Below are 24,709 nucleotides of genomic sequence, written 5' to 3'. Positions count from 1 at the left end.
GTGAATGGAGCTACTCTTTAGCCACCTGCTGCTGAGCATCACTGCGCTTCTGCGCCTCGGAAGTAGCAACCGCCTGATCTTTCTTGCCGTGGATCTGCTCCTGGCTCAGGCGAAACTTCTCCCAGAACTGTTTCGAACGCTCCGAGCCGCCTTCAGCCAGCGCGGCACCGCTTCCCAGGGCCAGAACACCCATCAACACATACTTGATCAGGCTCATGTTGCTCACCTCGTGATTGAATTTCAGTACAGTTCAATCTTACGTAGGCCAAGCTAACGACAAGGTGAGGCGGACATTACAGTGTTGCAAGAAAGGCCCTACAGCAGGGTCAGCGGGTACTCGACAATCAGACGCACCTCGTCCAGGTCAGACTCAAACGCCGTCGCCCGCGTCGTGGCCTGACGCACGCGCAACGACAGGTCTTTGAAGGTCCCCTCCTGCACCACATACTTCGCCTCGATATCCCGCTCCCAGCGCTTCTGATCGGTCAGCGGGTTGCCCGCGTCGTCACGGCGCATGTACACCGAGTTGGCGTCGGAATAATCAATGTCACTGCCGCGCCCGTATCGGGTCATGAAGGTCAGCCCCGGCACGCCATAGCTGGCCATGTTCAGGTCATAGCGCAGCATCCACGAACGCTCCTTGGGCGAGTTGAAGTCGCTGTACTGGATCGAGTTGTCGAGGTAGATCGAATCGGCCTGACGCAGGTAGTCAAAATCGTTGTCACCCTGGTTGCGCTGGTGCGACAAGGCCAGGGTGTGGGCGCCGTAGGTGAAGCCGACCCGCGCACTCCAGATATCGGTGTCGAAGCTGTCCAGCAGTTGCTTGCCCTGGTCTTTGGCCTTGTAGTAGTTGAAGCTGGTGAAGGCACTGAGCTGTTCGGAAATCGGATACTGGTAGCTGACCCCGGCGTAATACTGGTCCCAGGCATCTTTCAGGCGGCTGCTGTAGAGGCTCAGGCTCAGGTTATCAGTGGCCTGGTAATCGCCCCCGAAGTAACCCAGCCAGGGCGAGTCGACCGGGCCGGCATAAAAGGTCTCAAAGCCATCGCGGTTGTTGCTCGACAGTGGCTGGCTCATCGCATGCAGGCGACCGCCCTGCACCGTCAGGCCTTCCAGCGTGGTGTTCTCAAGGGTCCAGCCGCTGAAGCTTTCCGGTAGTAAGCGCGAGTCGCCAAAGTGCACCACAGGGGTGGTGGGGAACACATCGCCGACTTTGATTTCGGTGTCGAACAGGCGCGCCTTGACGGCGCCACCGAGCTTGCTGAAGTTATTGGCGGTGTGCCCCTCACTGTCGACCGGGAGCATATCGAACGAACTGCGCCCGCCACTGCGGCCGTCACCGCTGTCGAGCTGCAGCGCCAGCATGGCATGGGCGTCCAGGCCGAAGCCGACGGTGCCCTGGGTATAACCTGACTGGAAACGGGCGATGAACGCCTGGGCCCAGGCCTCGGCATAACCAGCCTTGCCAGTCGGTGATACCTCGCCCTTGCGATAGTCGCGATTGAAGTAAAAGTTACGACTGAGCAGCGTCAGGCTGCTGTCTTCGATAAAGCCCTGAGGCTGCGTGGCGGCATTACTGACCGCACAGCTGGCCAGGGCCAGCACACCGGTTACACAGGCTGTGGTTTTATTCCCCATCTTCAACTCCTGATTATTCGCCGTAATACGCACAACGGCCGCTGATGCGGCCGCCGTGGGTATCCTGACAAGGGCTGAATAACTCGAAGATGAGCGGGAAATTACAGTTTCGTCACTTCACTCGCCTCAGGCTCCTCGTCCTTGCGGTGCGCCCGGTAGTACAGCGCTGGCAACACCAACAGGGTCAACGCGGTAGACGACAGAATCCCGCCAATCACCACGGTGGCCAGCGGCCGCTGCACCTCGGCGCCGGTACCGGTGGCCAGTGCCATGGGAATAAAGCCCAGGGACGCTACCAGTGCGGTCATCAGCACCGGGCGCAGGCGGGTCAGTGCCCCTTCATCGATGGCCTGGCGCAGGCTGCGCCCCTGCTCACGCAAGCCACGGATAAAGGCGATCATCACCAGGCCGTTGAGCACGGCCACACCCGACAGGGCGATGAAACCGACCCCGGCCGAAATCGACAACGGAATGTCGCGCAGCCACAACGCCACCACCCCACCGGTCAAGGCAAACGGAATCCCGGTGAACACCAGCAGGCCGTCCTTGAAGTTGTTGAACATCATGAACAACAAGGCAAACACCAACAGCAAGGCCACCGGCACCACCACCTGCAGGCGCTGGGCTGCCGACTGCAGTTGCTCGAACTGCCCGCCCCAACGAATCCAGTAACCTGCCGGAATACTGACCTGAGCGTCGATGCGTTCACCGGCCTCGGCAACGAAAGAGCCGATATCACGACCACGCACGTTGGCGCTGACCACCACCAGCCGTTTACCGTCCTCACGGCTGATCTGGTTGGGGCCTTGAACCAGTTGCAGGCTGGCCACATCGGCCAGGGTAATGAAGCCGATCTGGCCATCGCCACTGGTACCTGCGGGTACCGGAATCAGCAATTGCGACAGCCCCTCGATGTCGGTGCGCAAGGTTTCGGACAGGCGCACCACCATGTCGAAGCGGCGGTCCCCCTGGTACAGCGTACCGGCCTGACGCCCGCCCACTGCCACGGCAATGGTGTCCTGCACATCACCGACATTCAGGCCATAACGTGCAGCCTTGTCGCGGTCGACTTCAATGGTCAGCACCGGCAAGCCCGAGGTCTGCTCGACCTTGACCTCCGAGGCCCCCGGCACTGCCTGCAACGTTGCGGAAATCTGCGCGGCGGTACGATTGAGCTGCGCCATGTCATCGCCAAAGACCTTCACCGCAACATCACTGCGCACCCCGGAAATCAGCTCGTTGAAGCGCAACTGAATGGGTTGCGACAGCTCGTAGTTGCTGCCCGGCACCCGCGCACTGGCACGCTGGATATCGGCAATCAACTGCTCGCGCGACTTGCCTGGATCGGGCCACTGATCTTGCGGTTTGAGCATCACATAGCTGTCGGAGATGTTCGGCGGCATCGGGTCCGAGGCGATCTCGGCAGTACCGGTACGGGCAAACACGCGCTCCACCTCCGGTACCTGACTCATCACGCTCTGCTCCAGTTGCTGCTGCATGGCCACCGACTGGCTAAGGCTGGTGCCGGGCACACGCAAGGCTTGCAGGGCGAAGTCGCCTTCGCTCAGGCTCGGGACAAACTCACTGCCCATGCGACTGGCCAGCACCCCCGACAACAGCACCATCACTGCAGCCAGGCTGAACGCCAGTGGCCGATGGCCCATGACCCAACGCAGCAGCGGTGCATAGCCACGCTTGGCGCTGCGCATCAGCAGGTTTTCGTCTTCCTTGACCTTGCCGGTGACAAACAGGGCAATGGCCGCAGGCACGAAGGTCACCGACAGCAGCATGGCGCCGAGCAAGGCGATCACCACGGTGAACGCCATAGGGTGGAACATCTTGCCCTCAACACCACTCAGGGCAAAGATCGGCAGGTACACCACCATGATGATCAATTGCCCATAGATCAGCGGTCGACGCGCTTCTCGGGCGGCATTGAACACCTCGTGGAAACGCTCGGAACGGGTCAACAGACGGCCGTGGTGTTGCTGGGCGTGGGCCAGACGACGGATCGCGTTTTCAACGATCACCACCGCACCATCGACAATGATGCCGAAGTCCAGCGCGCCCAGGCTCATCAGGTTGGCGCTGACCTTGTTGCTGAACATGCCGGTAAAGGTGAACAGCATCGACAGCGGAATGATCATCGCGGTAATCAGCGCCGCGCGGATGTTGCCGAGGAACAGGAACAGAATCACGATCACCAGGATCGCGCCTTCGATCAGGTTCTTCTTCACTGTGGCAATGGCTTTGTCGACCAGATTGGTGCGGTCATACACGGTTACCGCGCTGACCCCCGGCGGCAACGAGCGATTGATTTCCACCAGCTTCTGCGCCACCGCCTGGGACACCGTACGGCTGTTCTCGCCAATTAGCATGAACACGGTACCCAGCACCACCTCGCGACCGTTCTCGGTGGCCGCGCCGCTGCGCAGCTCTTTGCCGATGCCGACTTCAGCGACGTTGCGCACGCGGATCGGGGTGCCATCGATGTTGGCCAGCACGATGTTGGCAATATCGTCGATCCCGGCCAGTTGTCCCGGCGCACGGATCAGTAACTGTTCGCCGCGCCGCTCGATGTAGCCGGCACCGACGTTGGCGTTGTTACGTTCCAGGGCGGTGAGCAAGTCAGCCAGGGTCAGCTTGTACGAGGCCAGACGCTTGGGATCGGGGGCGATCTGATATTCCTTGGCGAAGCCGCCAATGGTGTTGATCTCCGCCACGCCGCGCACGTTGCGCAGTTGCGGTTTGATGATCCAGTCCTGAATCTCACGCAGGTCGGTTGGCGTGTAAGGGCTGCCGTCTTCCTTGCGGGCATCCTCGGCAGCCTCCACGGTCCACAGGAAGATTTCCCCAAGGCCAGTGGAAATCGGCCCCATCGCCGTCTCGACACCGTCAGGCAATTGCCCTCGAACTTGTTGCAAGCGTTCGTTGACCAACTGCCGGGCGAAGAACAGGTCGGTGCCCTCTTCGAAGATGACCGTAACCTGCGACAGCCCCGAGCGCGACAGCGAGCGGGTCTGCTCAAGGCCGGGCAAACCGGCCATTGCCGTTTCGATGGAGAAGGTGATGCGTTGTTCGGTTTCCAGCGGCGAGAAGCCGTCGGCCTGGGTATTGATCTGGACCTGGACGTTGGTGATGTCCGGGACCGCATCGATCGGCAGTTTCTGGTAGCTGGCCACACCCAGCCCGGCCATCAGCAACACCGCCAGCAACACCATCCAGCGCTGCTCGATGGCAAATTGAATAAGACGTTCGAACATAACAGGTACTCGCGCCGGTCAGTGGACGTGCTCGGCGCTGGCCTTGCCCAGCTCCGACTTGAGGACAAAGCTGCCCGACGCCGCCACCTGCTGTCCGGCTTGCAGGCCTTTGCGGATTTCGACGTAGCCGTTGGCGCTGGCCCCCAGCTCTACCGCCTGGGCAACAAAGCCTTCCTTGGTGCGGACAAACACGGTGGCTTGCTCTTCAAGGTTCTGGATCGCCTGATCTGGCACCGCCAGTGCAACGTCAACGCTTTCGCTCGGCACCTGGACCGCAACGAACAGACCCGGGCGCCAGGCACCGCGTGGGTTGTCGAGGGTGACGCGGACCGTGGCGGTACGAGACTGCTCACCGAGCAGGCTGCCGACATGGCTGATCTGCCCCTGCACCTGCTCGTTCAGCTCGCTGGCGACGATGTTCACCGCCATGCCGCTGCGTACTTTGCCCAGATCCCGTGGCGCGACACCGAAGGTTGCCCAGACGCGGGACAGGTCAGACAGGGTGAAGGCCGCGCTGGTCTCGTTGACCACCTCGCCCGGCACCAGGTGCTTCTCGACGATCTGCCCGGCAAACGGCGCGCGCAGCTCGTAACGGTTGCCACCGGCCAGTACCGTGGTGCCACTCAGGGCGCTGATTTTCTGCCGGGCATTGGCCTGGGCAATCTCCGCCTCCTGCAAGGCCTGACGCGCCTGCAGGTAATCCTGTTCGGCGGAAATCCCCTCCTGCCACAGGTCCTTCTCACGCTGATAGGTACTGCGCGCCAGCTCCAGTCGACGCTGACTGGCTGCCAGTTCGCTGCGCTGCTCGGAAATCTGCGGACTGGCGATGACCGCCAGCAAATCACCGGCCTTGACCTGCTGGCCAAGCACTACCGCGACCGACTCGACCACCCCGGCAGCCCTGGGCACCATATGCGCGGTGCGGTCTTCATCGAAACGGATTTCCCCTGGCAACGACAGGTTGCGCTGCAACTGGCGTGGCCCGGCGGCGGCCAACGCGATGCCCGCCAAGTCAATCTGCTCCTGACTGAGCGTGATGGCCCCCTCCTCTTGCTCATGCCCGCCTTCAGCCTCGCCATGGCCATCGCCATGACCACGCTCGTCTTGCTCCGGCTCGTCGTGATCACCCTCTTCAGCATGATCATGGGCTGACGTTGCCGTGGCCGCCTGTGGCTGCGGGCCGCTCTGGCGCGCCAGTAACACACCCAGGCCCAGGCCCAGCAACAAGGCAGCGATCAGCAGCGTTGCGGACTTCTTGTTCATGCAGTCTCCTTAGCACTCACCGCGCTCGGCGGCGTCAATCAAAGCGGGGGGGAAATGTCGATGCGGTTCAGCGGGTAGCCAGGCTCAAGTCGCCGAAAATGCGCTCCAGGCGCACCCGTGCCTCGCTGCGCTGTGCCTGCGCCTGCAGGTACTGCAGACGTGCAGCAACCAGGGTGCGCTGGGCATCGAGGACATCGAGGAAGGCGAACTTGCCGCGTTCAAAGCCGCGGGTGGCGGCGTCCACGGCGTTTTGTGCCGAAGGCAGGATCGAGCGGTCGAAGTCCTGCACTTCCTGATTGGCGGTGTTCCACTGCGCCAGGGCCTGAACCACTTCACTGCGCAAGCGCAATTCAGCGCCATTGCGCTGATCACGGGCCTGATCGGCGCGGCGCGCGGCGGCCAGAATGTTGCCCTGATTGCGGTCAAACAACGGAATTGGCAGCGACACCCCAACCACATTGATGCGCTCGCGCTCGGTTTCGCTGTACTGGCTGCCAACACTGACGGTCAGGTCGGGAATCCGCTGCGTACGCGCCAGGTTCAGCGACGCCTCTTGCTGATCGATCTGCACCAGTGCCAGGCGCATGTCCGGGGTCTGCTCCAGGCGCTCAAGCAGCTGGGTGCGGCTCGGCACTGCCGGGTCTTCGCTGCCGATGCTGTCAACCCGGCTGAACTGCGCCATCGGCGCACCGGTAACGGCAGCCAGTTGTTGATAGGTCACGGTCAGTGCCTGCTCGGCACGCCCCAACTCCAGACGCACCTCAGAAAGCTGCACCTGCGCACGCGTCGCCTCCACAGGCGAAGCACTGCCCGCCTTGACCCGCCCCTGCACCACCTGCAACGCCCGCTCACTCAAACGCAGTGACTGCTCGGCCAGTTGCAAGCCTTCCTGCGCCTGCAGCGCCGCCTGGAAAGCACCGATCACATCGGCGCGCAATGTATTGCGCTGGCGCTCAAGCTCGAGCTCGGCCAGTTGCGAACCGCGCCCGGCCACGTCCAGACGGGCACCGCGCTTGCCGCCCAGTTCGAACATCTGGTTGACGCTAAGGGTGGTGGTCTGCTGACCGCTGCGGGTGTCTTCAACTTCCCACCCCACCTCGGGGTTGGGCAGCACGCCGGCCTGGCGCCGCTCGCCTTCGGCGATATCGATACCCCAGCGCGCGGATGCCAGTTCAGGGTTGTTCGCTTGCGCGCTCTGCAGCGCCTGATCGAGGGTCAACACCGGGCCCTGGGCCAGTGCCAGCGAGGGCACGGCCAGTAATACCAGCATCAACAGCATGCAGCCGCGGCCTGTGCCGGGCCTGTCCAGAGAGCAAAACATGGCGGGCTCCTGCGCCTTTTCGAGAGCCCGCACTGTAGTTATCGGGGTTTATCCCCAAGATGACTCGAATATTACAAATCTGTTATCCAGCCATCACCGGAGCAAAGATGGCTTAGTATCCGCCGCTCGACGCCTTCCAAGGTCTTGACCTTACAGTTACTTCAGGGTTGAGAATCACCGCCTTTGCCATTACCGAGTCATCCCATGCGCTTACTGATTATCGAGGACGAGCTGCGTACCGCCGATTACCTGCAACAAGGTCTGAGCGAAAACGGCTACATCGTCGACTGTGCCCACAGCGGCGCCGACGGCCTGCACTTGGCCCGCCAGCAGGCCTATGACCTGATCATTCTCGACGTCAACCTGCCTGAACTCGACGGCTGGACCGTCCTGCAGCGCCTGCGTGCCGACTCCAGCACGCGGATCATGATGCTCACCGCCCACGGCCGCCTTTCCGACCGGGTCAAAGGCCTGGACCTGGGCGCCGATGACTACCTGCTCAAACCGTTCGAGTTTCCGGAGCTGCTGGCACGCATCCGCAGCCTGTTGCGCCGTAACGACCAGGCCCTGCAGCCCAACACCTTGAAAGTCGCCGATCTTGAGCTGGACCCTGGCCGACACCGGGCTTACCGCGCCGGCCAGCGTATCGACCTGACCGCCAAAGAGTTTGCCCTGCTGCACCTGTTGATGCGTCAGAGTGGCGAAGTGTTGTCGCGCACGCAGATCATTTCGCTGGTCTGGGACATGAACTTCGATTGCGACACCAACGTGGTTGAAGTCTCGATCCGCCGATTGCGCGCCAAGATCGATGACCCGTTCGAGAACAAGCTGATCCATACCCTGCGCGGTGTCGGTTATGTCCTTGAGGCGCGCGAATGAAACCGGCGCGGCTTTCCCTGCGCCTGGGCTTGAGCGTTTGCCTGATGGGCGCGGCACTGGTGCTACTGCTGGCCTGTTTGGCGGTGTTCGCCCTGGACCATGAACTGGACAGCCGCGCGCGCAAAAGCCTGACCGCGAAGATGGCGCAGATCGAGCACGGCCTGAGCATCGACCTCAAGTCAGGCGACCTGCAAACTTCCGCGCACCCCCTGCTGGATGTGGTGATGGGCCATGACAACCTGAGCCTGAGCGTGATCGCCCTGACCGGCCGCCATTCGGCCCTGCTGACCCTTGGCCCGGGCCTCGACGCCGAGGCCCTGATGCAGATTCCCGGTAGCGCGCAGTTGGGCTTCAGCAAGTGGCGCGACAGCAGCGGCAATCACCTGCTCACCGCCTCGCGGCTGCTGCGCCTGCAAGACGGCACCGAGGTGCGCGTGCTGCTGAGCGTCAACCGCGCCGACGATCACAGCTTGCTCCAGGCGTACTTGCGCTCGACCTTGCTGGCCGTGCCATTGCTATTGCTGCTGATCGGTTTTGGCGCCTGGAAACTGGTGCAGCGTGGCCTGATCCCGTTGCGCAGGTTCAGCCAGGTCGCCGAGCAGGTAACGGCCCAGCAACTGGCCTTGCGCCTGCCGCTCAACGACTTGCCGCAAGAGCTGTACGAGCTGGCCAAAAGCATGAATGTCATGCTCGACCGCCTCGACGGTGGCGTGCAGCAGCTCTCGCAATTCTCTGACGATCTGGCGCATGAACTGCGCACGCCTATCAGTAACCTGATGGGCAAGGCGCAAGTCACCCTGTCCCGAGAGCGCCCCATCGAGCAATACAAAGAAGTGCTGGAAACCAGCATCGAGGAGCTCACCCGGCTCAGCCGCATCATCAACGACATGCTGTTTCTGGCACGGGTCAGTCAGCCGCAAAGCCAGTTGTCACTCAAGCCGGTCAATTTGGCGGATGAGGCCAAGTGCGTCAGTGCGTTGTTCGAGTTCAATACGGAACAGAAAGGCATCAGCCTGCGCTTGCACGGCTGGGGCACGATCATGGCTGATCGCCTGATGGTGCAACGGGCGTTGTCGAACCTGTTGAGCAACGCCATTCGCCACAGCCCTGAAGGGCAGCCGATCGACATAGGTGTCGAGCGCAGTGGTGATGAGGTTTTCATGTGGGTTAAGAATCGCGGACCGGGCATCGAACAGGGGCATCTGCCGTACTTGTTCGAACGCTTTTACCGCGCAGGATCGGGCCGTTCGCGGCTAGAGGGCGGGACTGGGCTGGGGCTGGCGATCGTCAAATCGATCATGCAGCTGCATGGTGGGCGGGTTGAGGTGAGCAGCCAGTTGCATGGATTGACGCGGTTCAGTCTGGTGTTTCCGGGGCGTGTGGAGTGAATCGCGGGGCAAGCCCGCTCCCACAAAGCTTTGTGGGAGCGGGCTTGCCCCGCGATCTGATTAATGCCGGCTAGCCGCCATGATCAGCGCTTTCATCTCCGCCACCGCCGACTTGAAGCCAACGAACAAGGCATGCGCCACCAGGGCATGGCCAATGTTCAGCTCATTGATGCCCTTGATCGCGGCCACCGCTTCAACGTTGTGGTAGTGCAGGCCATGACCGGCATTGACGATCAAGCCCTGAGCCAGGCCAAAAGCCACGCCGTCGGCAACGCGCTTGAGCTCTTCGGCCACTTCGCTCGGGGTTTCGGCGTCTGCATAACGGCCGGTGTGCAGCTCGATTGCCGGTGCACCGACGCGGCGCGAGGCTTCGATCTGGCGCTCGTCAGCATCGATAAACAGCGAGACTTCCGAACCCATACGCGACAAGCGCTCAACCGCGGCCTTGATCCGCGCTTCCTGACCGGCGACATCCAGGCCACCTTCGGTAGTCAGTTCCTGACGGGTTTCCGGAACCAGGCAGATGTGCGCCGGGCGGATGCGCTCGGCAAAGGCCATCATCTCTTCGGTGACACCCATTTCGAAGTTCATGCGCGTTTGCAGCACGTCCTTGAGCACCAGCACATCGCGCTCCTGGATATGCCGACGGTCTTCACGCAGGTGCACGGTGATGCCATCGGCGCCAGCCTCTTCGGCGTCCAGCGCAGCCTTGACCGGGTCGGGGTAGCGCGTGCCGCGCGCCTGGCGCAGGGTGGCAACGTGGTCGATGTTGACGCCAAGGAGCATGCGGTTGCTTTGAGTCACGAAAAGGCTCTCCTGAAGATTTAGCCTGACAGCATACGACGTGCTCAGCGCTTGCGAAACAGTTCCCGACTGACCAAGGGCCGCCCGCCCAAATGAACGGCCAACGCCTGGCGCATCAGGCGCTTGGCAGCACTCAAGGCACCCGGCACATTCCAGTCGGCTTCGGCCATGGCCAGCAGCTCTTCGCCGCGAAACAAACCGGGTTGCAGCAGGTAAACCCGCTCAAGCCCGGCGTCCACCTGAAGGCGATACAAGCCGTCGGCAACCAGCGGCTCGCCATTGACGTCCTGGTCGAGGGCGAAGGCGTAACCCAGCTCGTCCAGCAAGCGCCACTCGAACGCCCGCAGCAGCGGCTCCAGCGGTCGTCCGGCGGCGAGTGCTTGCAGGGTTGCGGCGTAGTGTTCGAACAACAGCGGCTGAGGATCTTCGGCGGGCAGCAGGCGAATCAGCAGTTCGTTCAGGTACAGGCCACTGAACAAGGCATCGCCATTGAGCCAGGCCGCTACACCGACACTGTCCAGACGCCCGACGGTTTTCAGCTCGCCACGGCCACGGAATTCGACCTCAAGCGGCACGAAGGGACGCGCCTGGCTGCCACCTTTGCCACGCGCACGACGCAACACGGCGCGCAGGCGGCCTTGCGGGGTGAGGAAATCGACCAGCGCGCTGGTTTCACGGTAGGCCCGGCTGTGTAGCACGTAGGCCGGCTGGCCAATTGGCAGTTCCATGGGCAGCGCTTCAGAAAAGGTTCGACCCGGCAGCGGACGCTGCCGGGCCTGATGCGATCAGAGGTCGCCGTAGCCCAGCGAACGCAGGGCGCGTTCGTCGTCGGACCAGCCGCCTTTGACCTTGACCCAGAGGTTGAGCATGACCTTGGCGTCGAACAGCACTTCCATGTCTTTGCGCGCCTCGGAACCGATGCGCTTGATGCGCTCGCCCTTGTCGCCAATGATGATCTTCTTCTGACCATCACGCTCAACCAGAATCAAGGCGTGGATGTGCAGGATCTTGCCCTGCTGCTTGAACTCTTCGATTTCCACAGTGATCTGGTACGGCAGCTCTGCACCCAGCTGGCGCATGATCTTTTCGCGCACCAGTTCAGCGGCCAGGAAGCGGCTGCTACGGTCGGTGATCTGGTCTTCCGGGAAGAAGTGATCGTTTTCCGGCAGGTGCTTGGCGATCAAGCCTTCCAGCGCTTCGAGGTTGTGCCCCTGCTGCGCGGAAATCGGCACGATTTCGGCATTCGGCAGTTGCTCCTGCAGCCACTGCAGGTGCGGGATCAGTTCGGCTTTCTCTTCGATCCGGTCGGTCTTGTTGATCGCCAGGATCACCGGCCCCTGCACGTACTGCACACGCTCCAGGACCAGTTGGTCTTCGTCGGTCCATTTGGTGCGGTCGACCACGAAGATCACCACGTCGACGTCTTTCAGAGCCGCCGACGCCGTTTTGTTCATGTAGCGGTTGAGCGCCTTTTCGTTGCTCTTGTGCATACCCGGGGTATCGACGTAGATCGCCTGGATATCACCCTCGGTCTTGATCCCCAGCATGTTATGCCGGGTGGTCTGCGGCTTGCGCGAGGTGATCGCCAGCTTCTGGCCGAGGATGTGGTTGAGCAGGGTCGATTTGCCGACGTTCGGGCGGCCGACAATGGCAACGTAGCCGCAGCGGGTGGTGTTCGTATCAGTCATTGCCATTCTCCACGCCCAGGGCGATCAGTGCTGCAGCGGCCGCGACTTGCTCGGCGATACGCCGGCTAACGCCCTGGCCTCGGCTTTTTTCAGTCAAAAGGGTCACTTCGCATTCGACGAAAAACGTCCGGCAATGGGGCTCACCTTGAATATCCACCACTTCGTAACGCGGCAGCTCGCAGCCCCGCGACTGCAGAAATTCCTGCAGGCGTGTTTTCGGGTCTTTGTTGGTATCGACCAGGGTCAGGCTCTCGAATTCACCGGTCAGCCAGGCCAGTACCCGCTCACGGGCGGTCTGCATGTCTGAATCCAGGTAAATGGCGCCGATCAGCGCCTCGAGGGCGTCAGCCAGGATCGATTCACGGCGAAAACCACCGCTTTTCAGTTCACCGGAGCCCAGACGCAGGTACTCACCCAGGTCAAAACCACGGGCCAGTACCGCCAGGGTTTCACCCTTGACCAAGCGTGCGCGCAAGCGCGACAACTGGCCTTCACGGGCCTGGGGAAAACGCTCGAACAGCGCTTCACCGGCGACAAAGTTAAGGATCGCATCGCCAAGAAATTCCAGGCGCTCGTTATTGCGCCCGGCAAAACTACGGTGCGTCAGGGCCAGCAGCATCAGCTCCTGGTTCTTGAAGGTGTAACCGAGCTGGCGCTCGAGGCGGCTCAAAGAAACGCTCACAGTGTACCCACGCGCAGTTCGTGGTCGATATTCAACGCTTTGTTCAAATCAACATCCTGAAAGACTGTTTAGCTCATGCTCACCAGCGTTGGCGTGCCAGGCGGATCCGCAGACCCTCTGAACACAGCCTATGCCAGAAATGCATTCGGCGCTGTCCCAGGACAGCGCCGTTGTGTTGTTACTGGATCAGGCCAACCCGCGACAGGTTCGGGAAGTGGCTGAGTTTAGGCTCTGGCCAGCTCATCCAGACCGCGAAGGCCTTGCCGACGATGTTCTGGTCCGGGACCATGCCATGCAGCGCTTTGGGAATATTAGGGTCATCCCAGTAACGGCTGTCGTTGGAGTTGTCGCGGTTGTCGCCCATCATGAAGTAATGGCCGGCCGGGACTGTCCATTGCTGGTCAGGCGGCATGCGGTAACGGCTCATTTCCTTGCGGATCAGGTGTTCAGCTTCACCGAGCTTTTCCTTGTACAGCTCGGCGCTGCCCAGGGTGCCCGGCTCGGTGCCTACCAGGCGTTCGGCAACCGGCTGGCCGTTGACGAACAGCTTTTTGTCACTGGTGTAACGGATCTGATCGCCCGGCAAGCCGACTACACGCTTGATGTAGTTGACATTCGGGTCGCTCGGATAGCGGAACACCATCACGTCGCCGCGTTGCGGGTCACCGACTTCGATGACCTTTTTATCGATCACCGGCAGGCGGATGCCGTAGGAGAACTTGTTCACCAGGATGAAGTCGCCCACTTCCAGGGTCGGCTTCATCGATCCCGAAGGGATCTGGAAAGGCTCGACCAGAAACGAACGCAACACCAGGACGATGAACAGCACCGGGAAGAACGATTTACCGTACTCAACCAGCAACGGTTCCTTGTTCAACTGCTCGACCACTGCCATTTCGGGCTGGCTGACGCTGCCCTGATAGTTGGCGATCGCCGTACGCCGACGCGGCGCCAGGAACAGCAGATCGACCAGGGCCAACAGACCGCAAACGGCAACGGCGATGACTAGCAACAGCGGGAAATTTAGTGACATAGGGCCTAATTATCCAACCTGAGCACGGCGAGGAAGGCTTCTTGTGGAATCTCCACGTTACCGACCTGTTTCATGCGTTTCTTACCGGCTTTCTGCTTTTCCAACAGCTTGCGCTTACGGCTCACGTCACCACCGTAGCATTTGGCCAGTACGTTCTTTCTCAGCGCCTTGACAGTGGTTCGCGCCACAATCTGCCCGCCAATGGCGGCCTGGATTGCCACGTCGAACATCTGCCGAGGAATCAGTTCTTTCATCTTCTCGGTCAATGCGCGGCCCTTGTAGTGCGCATTGTCACGGTGCACGATCAACGCCAGGGCGTCGACCTTGTCACCGTTGATCAGTACATCGAGCTTGACTAGGTTGGCCGACTGATAACGGTCGAAATGGTAGTCCAGCGAAGCATAGCCGCGGCTGGTGGACTTCAGGCGGTCGAAGAAGTCCAGTACCACTTCGTTCATCGGCAGGTCGTAGCGTACTTGCACCTGCGAACCGAGGAACTGCATGTCACGCTGGACGCCGCGCTTCTCGATGCACAGGGTAATGACGTTGCCCAGGTGCTCTTGAGGCACAAGGATGGTGGCGGCAACGATCGGCTCGCGGAAATCTTCAACCGACGACACATCCGGCAGCTTCGACGGGTTGTCGACGTAGATGGTTTCGCCGGTTTTGAGCTTGACCTCGAAAATTACGCTTGGCGCCGTGGTGATCAGGTCCAGGTCGTATTCACGCTCCAGGCGCTCCTGGATGATCTCCATGTGCAGCATGCCGAGGAAGCCGCAACGGAAGCCGAAGCCCAGGGCGTCGGAGCTTTCCGGCAGGTACTGCAGCGACGAGTCGTTGAGGGTCAGTTTCTGCAATGCATCACGAAAGTCTTCGAAATCATCGGAACTGACCGGGAACAGACCGGCATAAACCTGCGGCTGAATGCGTTTGAAACCTGGCAGCACTTCAACTTCAGGGGTGGAGCTCAAGGTCAGGGTGTCACCCACCGGGGCACCGTGAATGTCCTTGATGCTGGCGATGATGAAGCCTACTTCACCGGCTTTGAGATCAGCGGTCTGGGTGTGCTTGGGGGTGAACACACCCACGCTGTCGACCAGGTGGACCTTGCCGGTGGACTTGACCAGGATCTTGTCGCCCTTCTTCACGCGGCCATGACGCACGCGCACCAGGGAGACAACGCCCAGGTAGTTGTCGAACCAGGAGTCGATGATCAGCGCCTGCAACGGTGCGTCGATATCACCGGTAGGTGCCGGAATGGCCTGAACCAGGCGCTCGAGCACCTCGTCCACACCCATGCCGCTCTTGGCGCTACAGGCCACGGCGTCGGTGGCGTCGATACCGATGATCTTCTCGATCTCGTCCTTGACCTTGTCCGGATCGGCCTGAGGCAAGTCCATCTTGTTCAGCACCGGCATGACCTCAAGGCCCTGCTCGATGGCGGTATAGCAGTTGGCGACCGACTGGGCCTCGACGCCCTGACCGGCATCGACCACCAGCAACGCACCTTCGCACGCCGCCAGGGAGCGGCTGACTTCATAGGTGAAGTCAACGTGACCGGGGGTGTCAATGAAGTTCAGCTGGTAGGTTTTGCCGTCTTGCGCCTTGTAATGCAAGGTGACGCTGTGGGCCTTGATGGTAATACCGCGCTCACGCTCCAGATCCATGGAGTCGAGGACCTGGGCTTCCATTTCACGGGCAGTCAGGCCACCGCACATCTGAATGAAACGGTCCGCCAGGGTCGACTTGCCATGGTCAATGTGGGCGATGATGGAGAAATTGCGGATATGACTCAAATCACTCACGGGTCAACACTCGAAAAGGCTGCGGGCCGGACGCCCACCGAAAAATAGCCGGGAATTGTACCTGAAGCCGCGGGGATATGGGAGATTCCTCTATCGAGCCGTACGTTCTTCAACCGCCACGCCCCGGCATACGGCGCTACGAAACACAAAGGCGCACCTGATATTTTTGTCAGTAGCCGTAAAAAGCCCCTGTTTTTATGCTCTTGACTCCCGCACGCAGAGCACGAGCCATGAAAACTGCAAACAGGCAGGCCGGTGATTATGACCGCTCATTCGGCGAGCAAGGCATCGTCGAGTTACCCCCCTTCTTCAACCCCTTACTCCCGCGAAATTTTACCGGAGTGGCATTGCAGGACGACAGCATTCTTGTCGCCGCCCTCGCATTTGACGAACGCGGAGGCAGGCACTGCGGCCTTGTACGCCTCACCAAGGACGGCAGGCAGGACCAGCAGTTCGGCAGAAATGGCGCGGTAGTCGGCAGATTCAATCCCGACGAACATGCACAGCCCGAGGCCTTGGCCGTCCTGAGAGACGGATCCATCATCATGCTCGGGTTTTCCTCAGACCCAGCGCGCCCTTTTCCCCAGGCACATCTCCTTATGCTTACGCGAGACGGCCAACAACCAGGCGTGGCATTTGCCCTGGAGCTCCCCGAAAACGCGGCAATGGTGATTGGCAGTGGACGGCTCACCGCTTCCGATACGCACTTCATGATTTCCCTGAACCTGTACACCGCTCCAGGACTGCCGCCACCGAACTCGCGAATCTACCGGATAGCCAACGATGGCAAACCGGGCTTTACGCATGGCAACTTCATCGAAACCGATTTCTTGCTGGGCGAACATGAAGTAACAGGGCTGGTGCTAGCGCCGGATGGCTTTATTGTCAGCGGTACACGCAGCCTGCGCGACCGTGCTGAAGGCTTCATTGCACGCTACAGCGATACCGGCGAACTCGACTGTTCATTTGGCAACGAGGGCTTCGTCACCTTTGATGTACAAGGCCAACCCACCTGGGCCAGAGCACTGGTGCAAAGGCCTGATGGCTCACTGATTGTCCTGGGCAACGCACAGATTGCTGAAAAAAGTACTGCATTTGTCTGGCAATTCACCGCCCAAGGCTTGCCAGACCCACGTTTCAACAACGCCCGTCCGGTGCTGGATGAGGCAGTTGCCGTTTGGCACAACGCCGCACTCGATGCCAACGGCAGGCTGATCACCTTTGGTCGAGGACCGGCGCTGGTGCACAAACGCTACCTGATGGAGGGTTCGCCGGACGCCGATTACATCCCTCCAGATGATTTAACCGGTATCGAAGACGCCATGCTGTGCTTGCCCCACGGCACAAATACCTTGCTGGCCTGGAACGCAACTGCGGCGAACGGAGTGATCGGAACAATCGCTGCGATTCAGAATGAAAGCGTCGAAATGGTTGCTACTGCGTTCGACACCCCTCGCTGGTGGCGGAAATTGCGCCTGCGCTTACTCAAGAGCATGAATTTTTCTGTTCATAACGGAGATAAGACATGAATCATTTCACCCGACCTAGCGGCCTTAACCCTGCGTTTGGCGATGGAGGCGTAGTCGTACTTCCAGAGTTTGACACTATCCAGGATCGCCACGTCATTGATAGCGTTATGCAAGGTGACGACATCATAGCTGGAGCCTCTGCCTACACCATTGGCGGCCCCGCACCAAGCTACTTTGCGATCGCACGCTTTACCAGAGACGGAGCGTTAGACAACGCCTTCGGCAAGGAAGGAACCGTCACCGGCCAGTTCGAAAATAGCTCACACTCAGGCTGCGAAGCCATTGGCACAGCCGACGAGGACAACGGCAGTATCTGGATGCTGGGTTGGTACAAGAACTATCAGACCGATAATGCAAAAATTGGCTTATTGCGCTTTGATCGCAACGCTCAAGAAAAAATGCCTCACCCGCTGGATCAACCAGAGAACACAAAACTGGTAACGCTCAACAGCGCCTTGAGCATCCTGGGCCACTCAGTAATGGCCGCAGCCAACTTCACTGAAATCGACGGAACACCGAGCCAGACGCGTGTTTATCGCCTGGATTTGCAAGGCAATCCTGGATTTGGTGGAAAACAGTACATCGATATCAGCCACGAACAGGGCCTGATCCGAATTTCCAGCTTGATCCAGCAACCCGACACCTTCCTGATTGGCGGACACCAGAGACAGAACGACGGCAACGATTACGGATTCATCGCCCGCTACCTGACGAACGGTAACCTGGATCTGACGTTTGCAAATGGAGCAGGCTTCTACAGTTTTCTGGCCGACAGCGCACATACCCGAATCAATCAACTGATCCTGCGTCCCGATGGGAGACTGTTAGCCCTAGGTGAAGCTCAACGAAGCGCCCTGCCGCGCACCGATGCGATGATCATGCAGCTCACTGCGAATGGCCGCGTCGACCCGGCGTTCAACCGAGGACAACCCGTATTCGCGCACTTCCACGATGCCTTCAGTACCTACCGCAGCGGCGCCCTGGGCGAGGATGGAAAACTGACGGTTGTGGGGCACTCCGAGGACATTACGCTCTACGCACTTCGCTACCACGTCGATGGTGCTCAGGACACCTCATTCAGCCTCGGCATGCCGTTCTATACAAACGAAACAATGATTGCGTTTGTGCGCAACGAAGACACCCTGATCGCGATGAATACCACCGGCGCGGCGGGCCTCACAGGAATGATCTTCAGCTTTCTCAATCAGTAAAAACAAAAAAAGCCCGGTACGCTACGCACCGGGCTTTGATCGCACATCCATACGCGCTTTCGCGCGCCTGGATTATTCAGCCAGCTTGAACGTGATGAAGCTCGCACGCCCCTGACGCAGCACGCGCATGGACACCGAACGATTCTTCGGCAGCTCCTTGGCAATTTCGGTGAACTGCTTGGCCGACAAGATCGCCTGGTTGTTCAGGTGGCTGATGACGTCACCCGGACGCAGGCCGATCAAGGCAGCAGGACCGTCCTGAACTTCCTTGATAACCACACCACCCTTGAGTTCCAGGGTCTTTTTCTGCTCGGCAGTCAGGTCGGCTACGGCAACACCCAAGCGGTTGCTGCTGCGCTCGGCGCCACCATCGACACCGGCGGTGATGTCGGCATCGTCATCTGGCAGCGCACCCACCTTGATATCCAGGCTCTGGCGTTTGCCGTTGCGGATGATATCGAGCTTGGCGGTGGCGCCATCCTTGAGGCTACCGACCAGGTGTGGCAGGTCAGCAGACATGACGATCGGCTGGCCATTCATGCTCAGGATCACGTCACCGACCTGCAGGCCACCCTTGGCTGCCGGGCCGTCTTCCAGCACCTGGGCTACCAGCGCGCCGGCCGGCTTGTCCAGGCCGAAGGATTCGGCCAGGTCTTTGTTGACTTCCTGAATCACCACACCCAGCCAGCCACGGCTGACTTTGCCGTCTTTCTTCAACTGGTTGGAGACATCGATCGCCACGTCGATCGGGATGGCGAACGACAAGCCCATGAAGCCACCGGAGCGGGTGAAGATCTGCGAGTTGATACCCACCACTTCACCGTTCATGTTGAACAGCGGGCCACCGGAGTTACCGGGGTTGATCGCCACGTCGGTCTGGATGAACGGCACATAGGTGTCGTTAGGCAGGGTCCGGCCTTTGGCACTGACGATACCTTTGGTCACCGAATGGTCAAAGCCGAACGGCGAACCGATGGCCAGCACCCACTCACCGACCTTGAGCTTCTCGGAATCCCCCAGCTTCACCGTTGGCAGGTTCTTGCCATCGACTTTGAGCAGCGCCACGTCGGTACGCGGATCGGTACCCACCAGCTTGGCTTGCAGCTCGCTGCGGTCAGACAGACGAACGATGATTTCGTCGGCATCGGCCACTACATGGTTGTTGGTCAGCACGTAGCCGTCGCTGGAAATGATGAAGCCCGAGCCCAGCGACTGCGCTTCACGCTGGCGGTCACCGCGCGGGGAACGCGGCTGCTGCGGCATGTTGCGCTCGAAGAACTCGCGGAACATGGGCGGCAGGCCTTCAAGGTCTGGCATTTGCCCGGTCGCGTAGCGACGATCGGGCAACTTCTGCTTGGTACTGATGTTCACCACCGCAGGCGAAGCCTGCTCGACCAGGGTGGTGAAGTCCGGCAGGGCTTCGGCCTGGGCAGCGGTGGCCACCTGACCGAGCATCAGCACGGCGGCGAACAACGATAGGTAGGTTTTCAAGCGTGGTATTGACATACGGCTCCCGTCACATCGAGCGTGGTTAGCAGTAGGGCCCTGCAGACGCAGGAAAGGCCAGACCCCGAAAGGACTGACCTATAGAAAAATTCTGAGGTTTTTGCAAACTGCAAAGCTTGCTAATCATGTCAGCCAAGGGATCCTCGACCGGCCAGCGCAGTACTTACTGTTCATTTTTGCGCCTGGGTGTCTTGGGATCGCATCGACAGGGCAATCCGTTCGGCTGTACCGATCGGAATTTCCCCGACCACAGTGACCATCATTTCACCTTTCGGTGTGGTCAAGCGCCGGGAGACTGCGACCGTCGGCCCCAATTGGGTACGAATATCCGCTGCAGTACCGCCGTTCAACAGCTCTACAAACACCGAGAAGCGCGCCAGGCCATCATCGTACATCAGGCTGCTGACGGTGCCCTTGCCTTGTGGATCCTTGCGCATTGAACTGTTGACCAGTTCGAAACCTGGCGGTAGCCAGTCCGAGCGCCAACCGGTGACCGGCTGTGCTTCTTGCGCAACTGCCTGAGTGACCGGTTTGCATTGCTCACCGGCTTTGAGCTCGTCATCCGTCGGCGCCTCTTTGGTGTCCAGGCGGGTGAACTGAAAGCGTTCCAGCAAGCGCCCTTTGTCATCGAGCATCAGCGACTTGAGCGGCAGACCGGTTTCACGATCAAGGTGCAGCTCAAATGCGTAACGATGCTGATCACGCGGGCTTAGGGTAACAATGACGGCCGAGCGGTCCGCCACCCGGGATTTACCAGCAATCCCGAGGTCATACCAGCTCATCAGTTTCAGAGGATCAAGCACTCGCGCGGTGGACTCCGGCGAACTCATCACACCTGGCACCAGGGTTCCGCTCACGCACTGGGTATGTCCGTCGACACGCACAACTTCCTGGGCCGAGCCATCGAGCTGCAGCAAGCGCTCGCTGACTTTGCCATCCTGGACTCGATGCCAGATGTCGTGGGTGGAGAAGCTACCGTTACGCTCGTAAACGAAAGTACCCTGATAACTCTGCTGCTGTTCAGCCTGTGCCAGCTTCTTCAACCAGTCGCCCGCTTCGGGCGAAGAGTTGGCAGCCAGGGCCGGCAGTGTCAGCCAGCCACCCAACAGCAGCGGTATAAGAGGTAGCGCGCGCATGATCCTCCTTACTTAACGGTTTTCCAGGCTGGCCGCGCGGGCATAAGGCAGTGCGCTCTCAGTGCCCTTGAGGGCTGCTTCCTGAGCATGCTGACGCAGATAGCCGGGCAGACGCTGGTCTTGCCAGCCGGATTGCCCTTGCAGCACGCCATTGGCCATCGGGCCTGGCTGTTCTGCACTCTCACTATAGCCTGCCAGCACGGCGGGGCCTTGAACTTGTGGGGTGATCACGCCTTGCTGGGCAGGTTGCTGCGCAGCCAGCTGAGCACCACTGATTTCGTCCTGGTTGTACAGGCGTACACCGGCCAGCACGGCAACGGTAACCGAAGCTGCCACAGCCAGACGTCCCAGGCTGCGCCAAGGACCACGATTGACCTTGACCGGCGCGGCTTCGTCAGCCAACGCAGCAGAAACGGCGGCGGCGATATCCAGTTGTGGCAGCACCAGTTCCTTGTGCATGGCGGCACGGGCAACCTGATAGCGCGACCAGGTGGCGCGGGTTTCGGCATCATCGACGGCGTTCAACACCCGACGTAATTCCAGTTCGTCCGCTTCGTTATCCATTACCGCGGACAGCGATTCCTGCAACGCTTCACGACTCATGGCGGTTCCTCTCTTGGCTGTCGCCGCTGTCTCAGGTTTCCTGCAACAACGGCTGCAGGGCTTTATCTATGGCCTCCCGAGCGCGGAAGATCCGGGAGCGCACGGTACCCACTGGACACTGCATGACGCTCGCAATGTCCTCGTAACTCAGACCATCGAATTCACGTAAAGTTAACGCCGTACGTAAATCTTCTGGCAGTTGCTGAATGGTCCGATGGACGGTGCCTTCGATCTCATCTCGCAACAACGCACGCTCGGGGGACTCCAGATCCTTGAGGCCATGATCGCCGTCGTAAAATTCCGCATCCTCGGAACTTACATCGCTGTCCGGTGGCCGCCGACCGCGGGACACCAGATAGTTCTTTGCCGTGTTAATGGCAATGCGGTACAGCCAGGTATAAAAAGCACTGTCTCCGCGAAAATTACCAAGCGCCCGGTAAGCTTTGATGAAAGCTTCCTGCGCCACATCCTGGGCTTCATGGGTGTCGTGTACAAAACGCACGATCAACCCGAGAATCTTGTGCTGATACTTCAGCACCAACAGATCGAACGCTCGCCTGTCGCCACGCTGCACGCGCTCGACAAGCTGCTGATCCTCTTCCTGGGTTAGCATGAACACTCCTCAGTAAACGTGAAGGAGCGTTGCGAGAAGCATCGTTCAGGCTTGCAACCATAGACTCGGGCTTTTCGCAAAAGTTCTCCCCTCCAAGCAAGTTTCCTGCGGCCCTTGGTCGGCTCGCACGAAAAACGCAGCGCGGTCACGGCCGGCTGCGTCGATAATCGGGTCTCGAATACGCCAACAGTACCTTCATTATGGGCTACTGCCATGCGTCGCCACGGCATTGTGGTGTGCGGGCAACCTTCTATGGATATCCACACAGCAGGGAAAGTTCCCATGGAAAGCCACCAGGCCACTACAAGCGCCATTGGAAATCAGGGCCTTGGGGCTGCTATAAAGACAGCCGGTCCTGATTCACGATAGTTTCACAATGCCATACGCGCCTGACTATTGTGCCGATCCCCCCCTTCAGATACTAGTGTCCTGACATGAGCCAACAATTCCAACATGATGTCCTCGTGATCGGCAGCGGCGCCGCTGGTCTGAGCCTGGCGCTGAACCTTCCCGGTCATTTGCGCATCGCCGTGCTCAGCAAGGGCGATCTTGCCAACGGTTCGACCTATTGGGCCCAGGGCGGCATTGCTGCCGTGCTGGATGACACCGATACCGTGCAATCACACGTCGAAGACACCCTCAACGCCGGTGGCGGCCTGTGCCATGAAGACGCCGTGCGCTTCACCGTCGAGCACAGCCGTGAAGCCATCCAGTGGCTGATCGACCAGGGTGTACCCTTTACCCGCGACGAGCACGCCAGCGTTGACGACGGCGGCTTCGAGTTCCACCTGACCCGTGAAGGCGGTCACAGCCACCGGCGCATCATTCATGCTGCCGATGCCACCGGCGCGGCGATTTTCACGACGCTGCTGGCCCAGGCACGGCAACGCACGAACATTGAATTGCTGGAACAACGGGTTGCCGTTGACCTGATTACCGAACGACGCCTGGGCCAGGACGGCGAGCGCTGCCTGGGCGCCTATGTGCTCAATCGCAACACCGGCGAAGTCGACACCTACGGTGCGCGCTTCACCGTGCTGGCCACCGGCGGCGCGGCGAAAGTCTACCTGTACACCAGTAACCCCGACGGGGCCTGCGGCGACGGCATTGCCATGGCCTGGCGTGCCGGTTGCCGGGTCGCCAACCTGGAATTCAACCAGTTCCACCCCACCTGCCTGTATCACCCACAGGCCAAGAGCTTCCTGATTACCGAAGCCTTGCGCGGCGAAGGCGCCTTGCTGCGCCTGCCCAATGGCGAGCGCTTCATGCCGCGCTTCGACCCGCGTGAAGAGCTGGCGCCGCGCGACATCGTGGCCCGCGCCATCGACCACGAAATGAAACGCCTGGGCGTGGACTGCGTGTACCTCGACATCAGCCACAAACCTGACGACTTCATCAAAAGTCACTTCCCGACCATGTATGAGCGCTGCCTGACGTTCGGCATCGACATCACCCGCCAACCGATCCCGGTGGTACCGGCTGCGCACTACACTTGCGGCGGCGTTATGGTCGACGACCGCGGCCACACTGACGTGCCCGGCCTGTACGCCATCGGTGAGACCAGCTTCACCGGCCTGCATGGTGCCAACCGCATGGCCAGCAACTCGCTGCTCGAATGCTTTGTGTACGGTCGCGCCGCGGCCAACGACATCGAAGCGCATCTGGACCAGGTGCCGATGCCACGCGCACTGCCAGGCTGGGATGCCAGCCAGGTCACCGACTCGGACGAAGACGTCATCATTGCGCACAACTGGGACGAACTGCGGCGATTCATGTGGGACTACGTAGGGATCGTGCGCACCAGCAAACGCCTGCAACGCGCTGAGCACCGGGTACGCCTGTTGCTGGACGAGATCGACGAGTTCTACAGCAACTACCGAGTAAGCAGAGACCTGATTGAACTGAGGAACCTTGCTCAAGTAGCAGAGCTGATGATTAGGTCAGCCATGGAACGCAAGGAATCTCGGGGTCTGCACTACACGCTGGACTATCCAGAGATGCTGCCAGAGGCGAAGGATACGATCCTTACACCCGACAAATGAGGCACGTTAGGAGCGCTCAGCGTACACCGTTCGGCTGGGTTTTGTAACAGCTTTGGCGCACATTTGTCCCAGCCTCTGGGGTCTTTATGGTGCGCCCGCGAGGGTCCTTAACGCGCTCACGGGCACCCATGCGAGGGCCTACGGGGGAGCCTGCGCGGGAAGTCTTGTAATGGTGACCTTTCAGATTTTTCTGTCAGATTCTCAAGAGGGTCGGCGAGACCACAACCAGAACCCCAGTTGAACGGCCAGACAGACCCAGTAGAGGGCCTGTAGGTGGTCCATGGGGTTCTCCTTGAGGGATTAGA

At 60.2% G+C, this 24,709-nt stretch carries 20 protein-coding genes; 5 read left to right on the top strand and 15 right to left on the bottom strand.

Annotated elements, in window-relative coordinates:
- Window positions 1-10 precede the first annotated feature (10 nt).
- The 5 genes from ACVWSC_RS06370 to ACVWSC_RS06350 all read right to left on the bottom strand — a co-directional run bounded on the left by ACVWSC_RS06370 (window position 11) and on the right by ACVWSC_RS06350 (window position 7,485).
- On the bottom strand, window positions 11-217 hold the full coding sequence (locus ACVWSC_RS06370; protein WP_442112478.1) for a hypothetical protein: 207 nt from the start codon (window positions 215-217) through the stop codon (window positions 11-13).
- Window positions 218-315: 98 nt separating this feature from the next.
- Entirely contained in the window at window positions 316-1,638 is a 1,323-nt protein-coding gene (locus tag ACVWSC_RS06365) for an OprD family porin (protein WP_442112477.1), read from the bottom strand.
- 101 nt (window positions 1,639-1,739) lie between these two features.
- Window positions 1,740-4,901, bottom strand: a complete 3,162-nt coding sequence (locus ACVWSC_RS06360; RefSeq protein ID WP_442112476.1) for a CusA/CzcA family heavy metal efflux RND transporter — start codon at window positions 4,899-4,901, stop codon at window positions 1,740-1,742.
- Window positions 4,902-4,919: 18 nt separating this feature from the next.
- Window positions 4,920-6,164 (bottom strand): efflux RND transporter periplasmic adaptor subunit, encoded by a 1,245-nt coding sequence (locus ACVWSC_RS06355; RefSeq protein WP_442112475.1) that lies wholly within the window; start codon window positions 6,162-6,164, stop codon window positions 4,920-4,922.
- Window positions 6,165-6,231: 67 nt separating this feature from the next.
- Window positions 6,232-7,485 (bottom strand): TolC family protein, encoded by a 1,254-nt coding sequence (locus ACVWSC_RS06350; protein ID WP_442112474.1) that lies wholly within the window; start codon window positions 7,483-7,485, stop codon window positions 6,232-6,234.
- A gap of 204 nt (window positions 7,486-7,689) precedes the next feature.
- On the opposite strand from ACVWSC_RS06350, the gene ACVWSC_RS06345 reads away from it, so the two are divergent.
- Both ACVWSC_RS06345 and ACVWSC_RS06340 read left to right on the top strand, forming a co-directional pair.
- On the top strand, window positions 7,690-8,364 hold the full coding sequence (locus ACVWSC_RS06345; RefSeq protein WP_442112473.1) for a heavy metal response regulator transcription factor: 675 nt from the start codon (window positions 7,690-7,692) through the stop codon (window positions 8,362-8,364).
- The gene (locus ACVWSC_RS06340; protein ID WP_442112472.1) at window positions 8,361-9,752 is read left to right on the top strand and encodes a heavy metal sensor histidine kinase; all 1,392 of its coding nucleotides are present in this window, start codon (window positions 8,361-8,363) and stop codon (window positions 9,750-9,752) included. Before ACVWSC_RS06345 ends, ACVWSC_RS06340 begins: the two co-directional genes overlap by 4 nt.
- A 60-nt stretch (window positions 9,753-9,812) precedes the next feature.
- Here the strand turns inward: ACVWSC_RS06340 and pdxJ are convergent, their stop codons facing one another.
- The 6 genes from pdxJ to lepA all read right to left on the bottom strand — a co-directional run bounded on the left by pdxJ (window position 9,813) and on the right by lepA (window position 15,764).
- The gene (gene pdxJ / locus ACVWSC_RS06335; RefSeq protein ID WP_442114263.1) at window positions 9,813-10,538 is read right to left on the bottom strand and encodes a pyridoxine 5'-phosphate synthase; all 726 of its coding nucleotides are present in this window, start codon (window positions 10,536-10,538) and stop codon (window positions 9,813-9,815) included.
- Between the two features lie 62 nt (window positions 10,539-10,600).
- Window positions 10,601-11,284, bottom strand: coding sequence for a DNA repair protein RecO (gene recO, locus ACVWSC_RS06330; RefSeq protein ID WP_442112471.1), 684 nt, complete (start codon window positions 11,282-11,284; stop codon window positions 10,601-10,603).
- A 57-nt stretch (window positions 11,285-11,341) separates the two neighbouring features.
- Complete coding sequence (era, locus tag ACVWSC_RS06325; RefSeq protein ID WP_038607646.1) at window positions 11,342-12,244, bottom strand: GTPase Era; 903 nt, start codon at window positions 12,242-12,244, stop codon at window positions 11,342-11,344.
- Window positions 12,237-12,926, bottom strand: a complete 690-nt coding sequence (gene rnc / locus ACVWSC_RS06320; RefSeq protein WP_133215566.1) for a ribonuclease III — start codon at window positions 12,924-12,926, stop codon at window positions 12,237-12,239. Before rnc ends, era begins: the two co-directional genes overlap by 8 nt.
- 178 nt (window positions 12,927-13,104) lie before the next feature.
- A complete protein-coding gene (lepB, locus tag ACVWSC_RS06315; RefSeq protein WP_442112470.1) occupies window positions 13,105-13,959 on the bottom strand; it encodes a signal peptidase I in 855 nt (284 codons plus the stop codon).
- Between the two features lie 5 nt (window positions 13,960-13,964).
- Window positions 13,965-15,764, bottom strand: a complete 1,800-nt coding sequence (gene lepA / locus ACVWSC_RS06310; RefSeq protein ID WP_442112469.1) for a translation elongation factor 4 — start codon at window positions 15,762-15,764, stop codon at window positions 13,965-13,967.
- Between the two features lie 230 nt (window positions 15,765-15,994).
- On the opposite strand from lepA, the gene ACVWSC_RS06305 reads away from it, so the two are divergent.
- On the top strand, window positions 15,995-17,293 hold the full coding sequence (locus ACVWSC_RS06305) for an NHL repeat-containing protein (protein WP_442112468.1): 1,299 nt from the start codon (window positions 15,995-15,997) through the stop codon (window positions 17,291-17,293).
- Window positions 17,290-18,504 carry a hypothetical protein gene (locus ACVWSC_RS06300; RefSeq protein ID WP_442112467.1) on the top strand — a complete coding sequence of 405 codons (1,215 nt, stop codon included), beginning with the start codon at window positions 17,290-17,292 and terminating at the stop codon, window positions 18,502-18,504. Before ACVWSC_RS06305 ends, ACVWSC_RS06300 begins: the two co-directional genes overlap by 4 nt.
- A gap of 72 nt (window positions 18,505-18,576) precedes the next feature.
- Here ACVWSC_RS06300 and ACVWSC_RS06295 read toward each other — a convergent pair whose 3' ends face one another.
- The 4 genes from ACVWSC_RS06295 to rpoE all read right to left on the bottom strand — a co-directional run bounded on the left by ACVWSC_RS06295 (window position 18,577) and on the right by rpoE (window position 22,362).
- Complete coding sequence (locus tag ACVWSC_RS06295) at window positions 18,577-19,959, bottom strand: DegQ family serine endoprotease (protein ID WP_442114262.1); 1,383 nt, start codon at window positions 19,957-19,959, stop codon at window positions 18,577-18,579.
- A 221-nt stretch (window positions 19,960-20,180) separates the two neighbouring features.
- Entirely contained in the window at window positions 20,181-21,146 is a 966-nt protein-coding gene (locus ACVWSC_RS06290) for a MucB/RseB C-terminal domain-containing protein (RefSeq protein WP_442112466.1), read from the bottom strand.
- Between the two features lie 12 nt (window positions 21,147-21,158).
- Window positions 21,159-21,749 (bottom strand): RseA family anti-sigma factor, encoded by a 591-nt coding sequence (locus tag ACVWSC_RS06285; protein ID WP_442112465.1) that lies wholly within the window; start codon window positions 21,747-21,749, stop codon window positions 21,159-21,161.
- Window positions 21,750-21,780: 31 nt separating this feature from the next.
- Entirely contained in the window at window positions 21,781-22,362 is a 582-nt protein-coding gene (rpoE, locus tag ACVWSC_RS06280) for an RNA polymerase sigma factor RpoE/AlgU (RefSeq protein WP_010220971.1), read from the bottom strand.
- Window positions 22,363-22,796: 434 nt separating this feature from the next.
- Here rpoE and nadB point away from each other — a divergent pair, with 434 nt between their 5' ends.
- On the top strand, window positions 22,797-24,404 hold the full coding sequence (gene nadB / locus ACVWSC_RS06275) for an L-aspartate oxidase (protein ID WP_442112464.1): 1,608 nt from the start codon (window positions 22,797-22,799) through the stop codon (window positions 24,402-24,404).
- Window positions 24,405-24,709 lie beyond the last annotated feature (305 nt).

This window comes from Pseudomonas sp. NUPR-002 (assembly GCF_056322725.1).
This window is presented reverse-complemented; position numbering and strand designations above follow the sequence as displayed.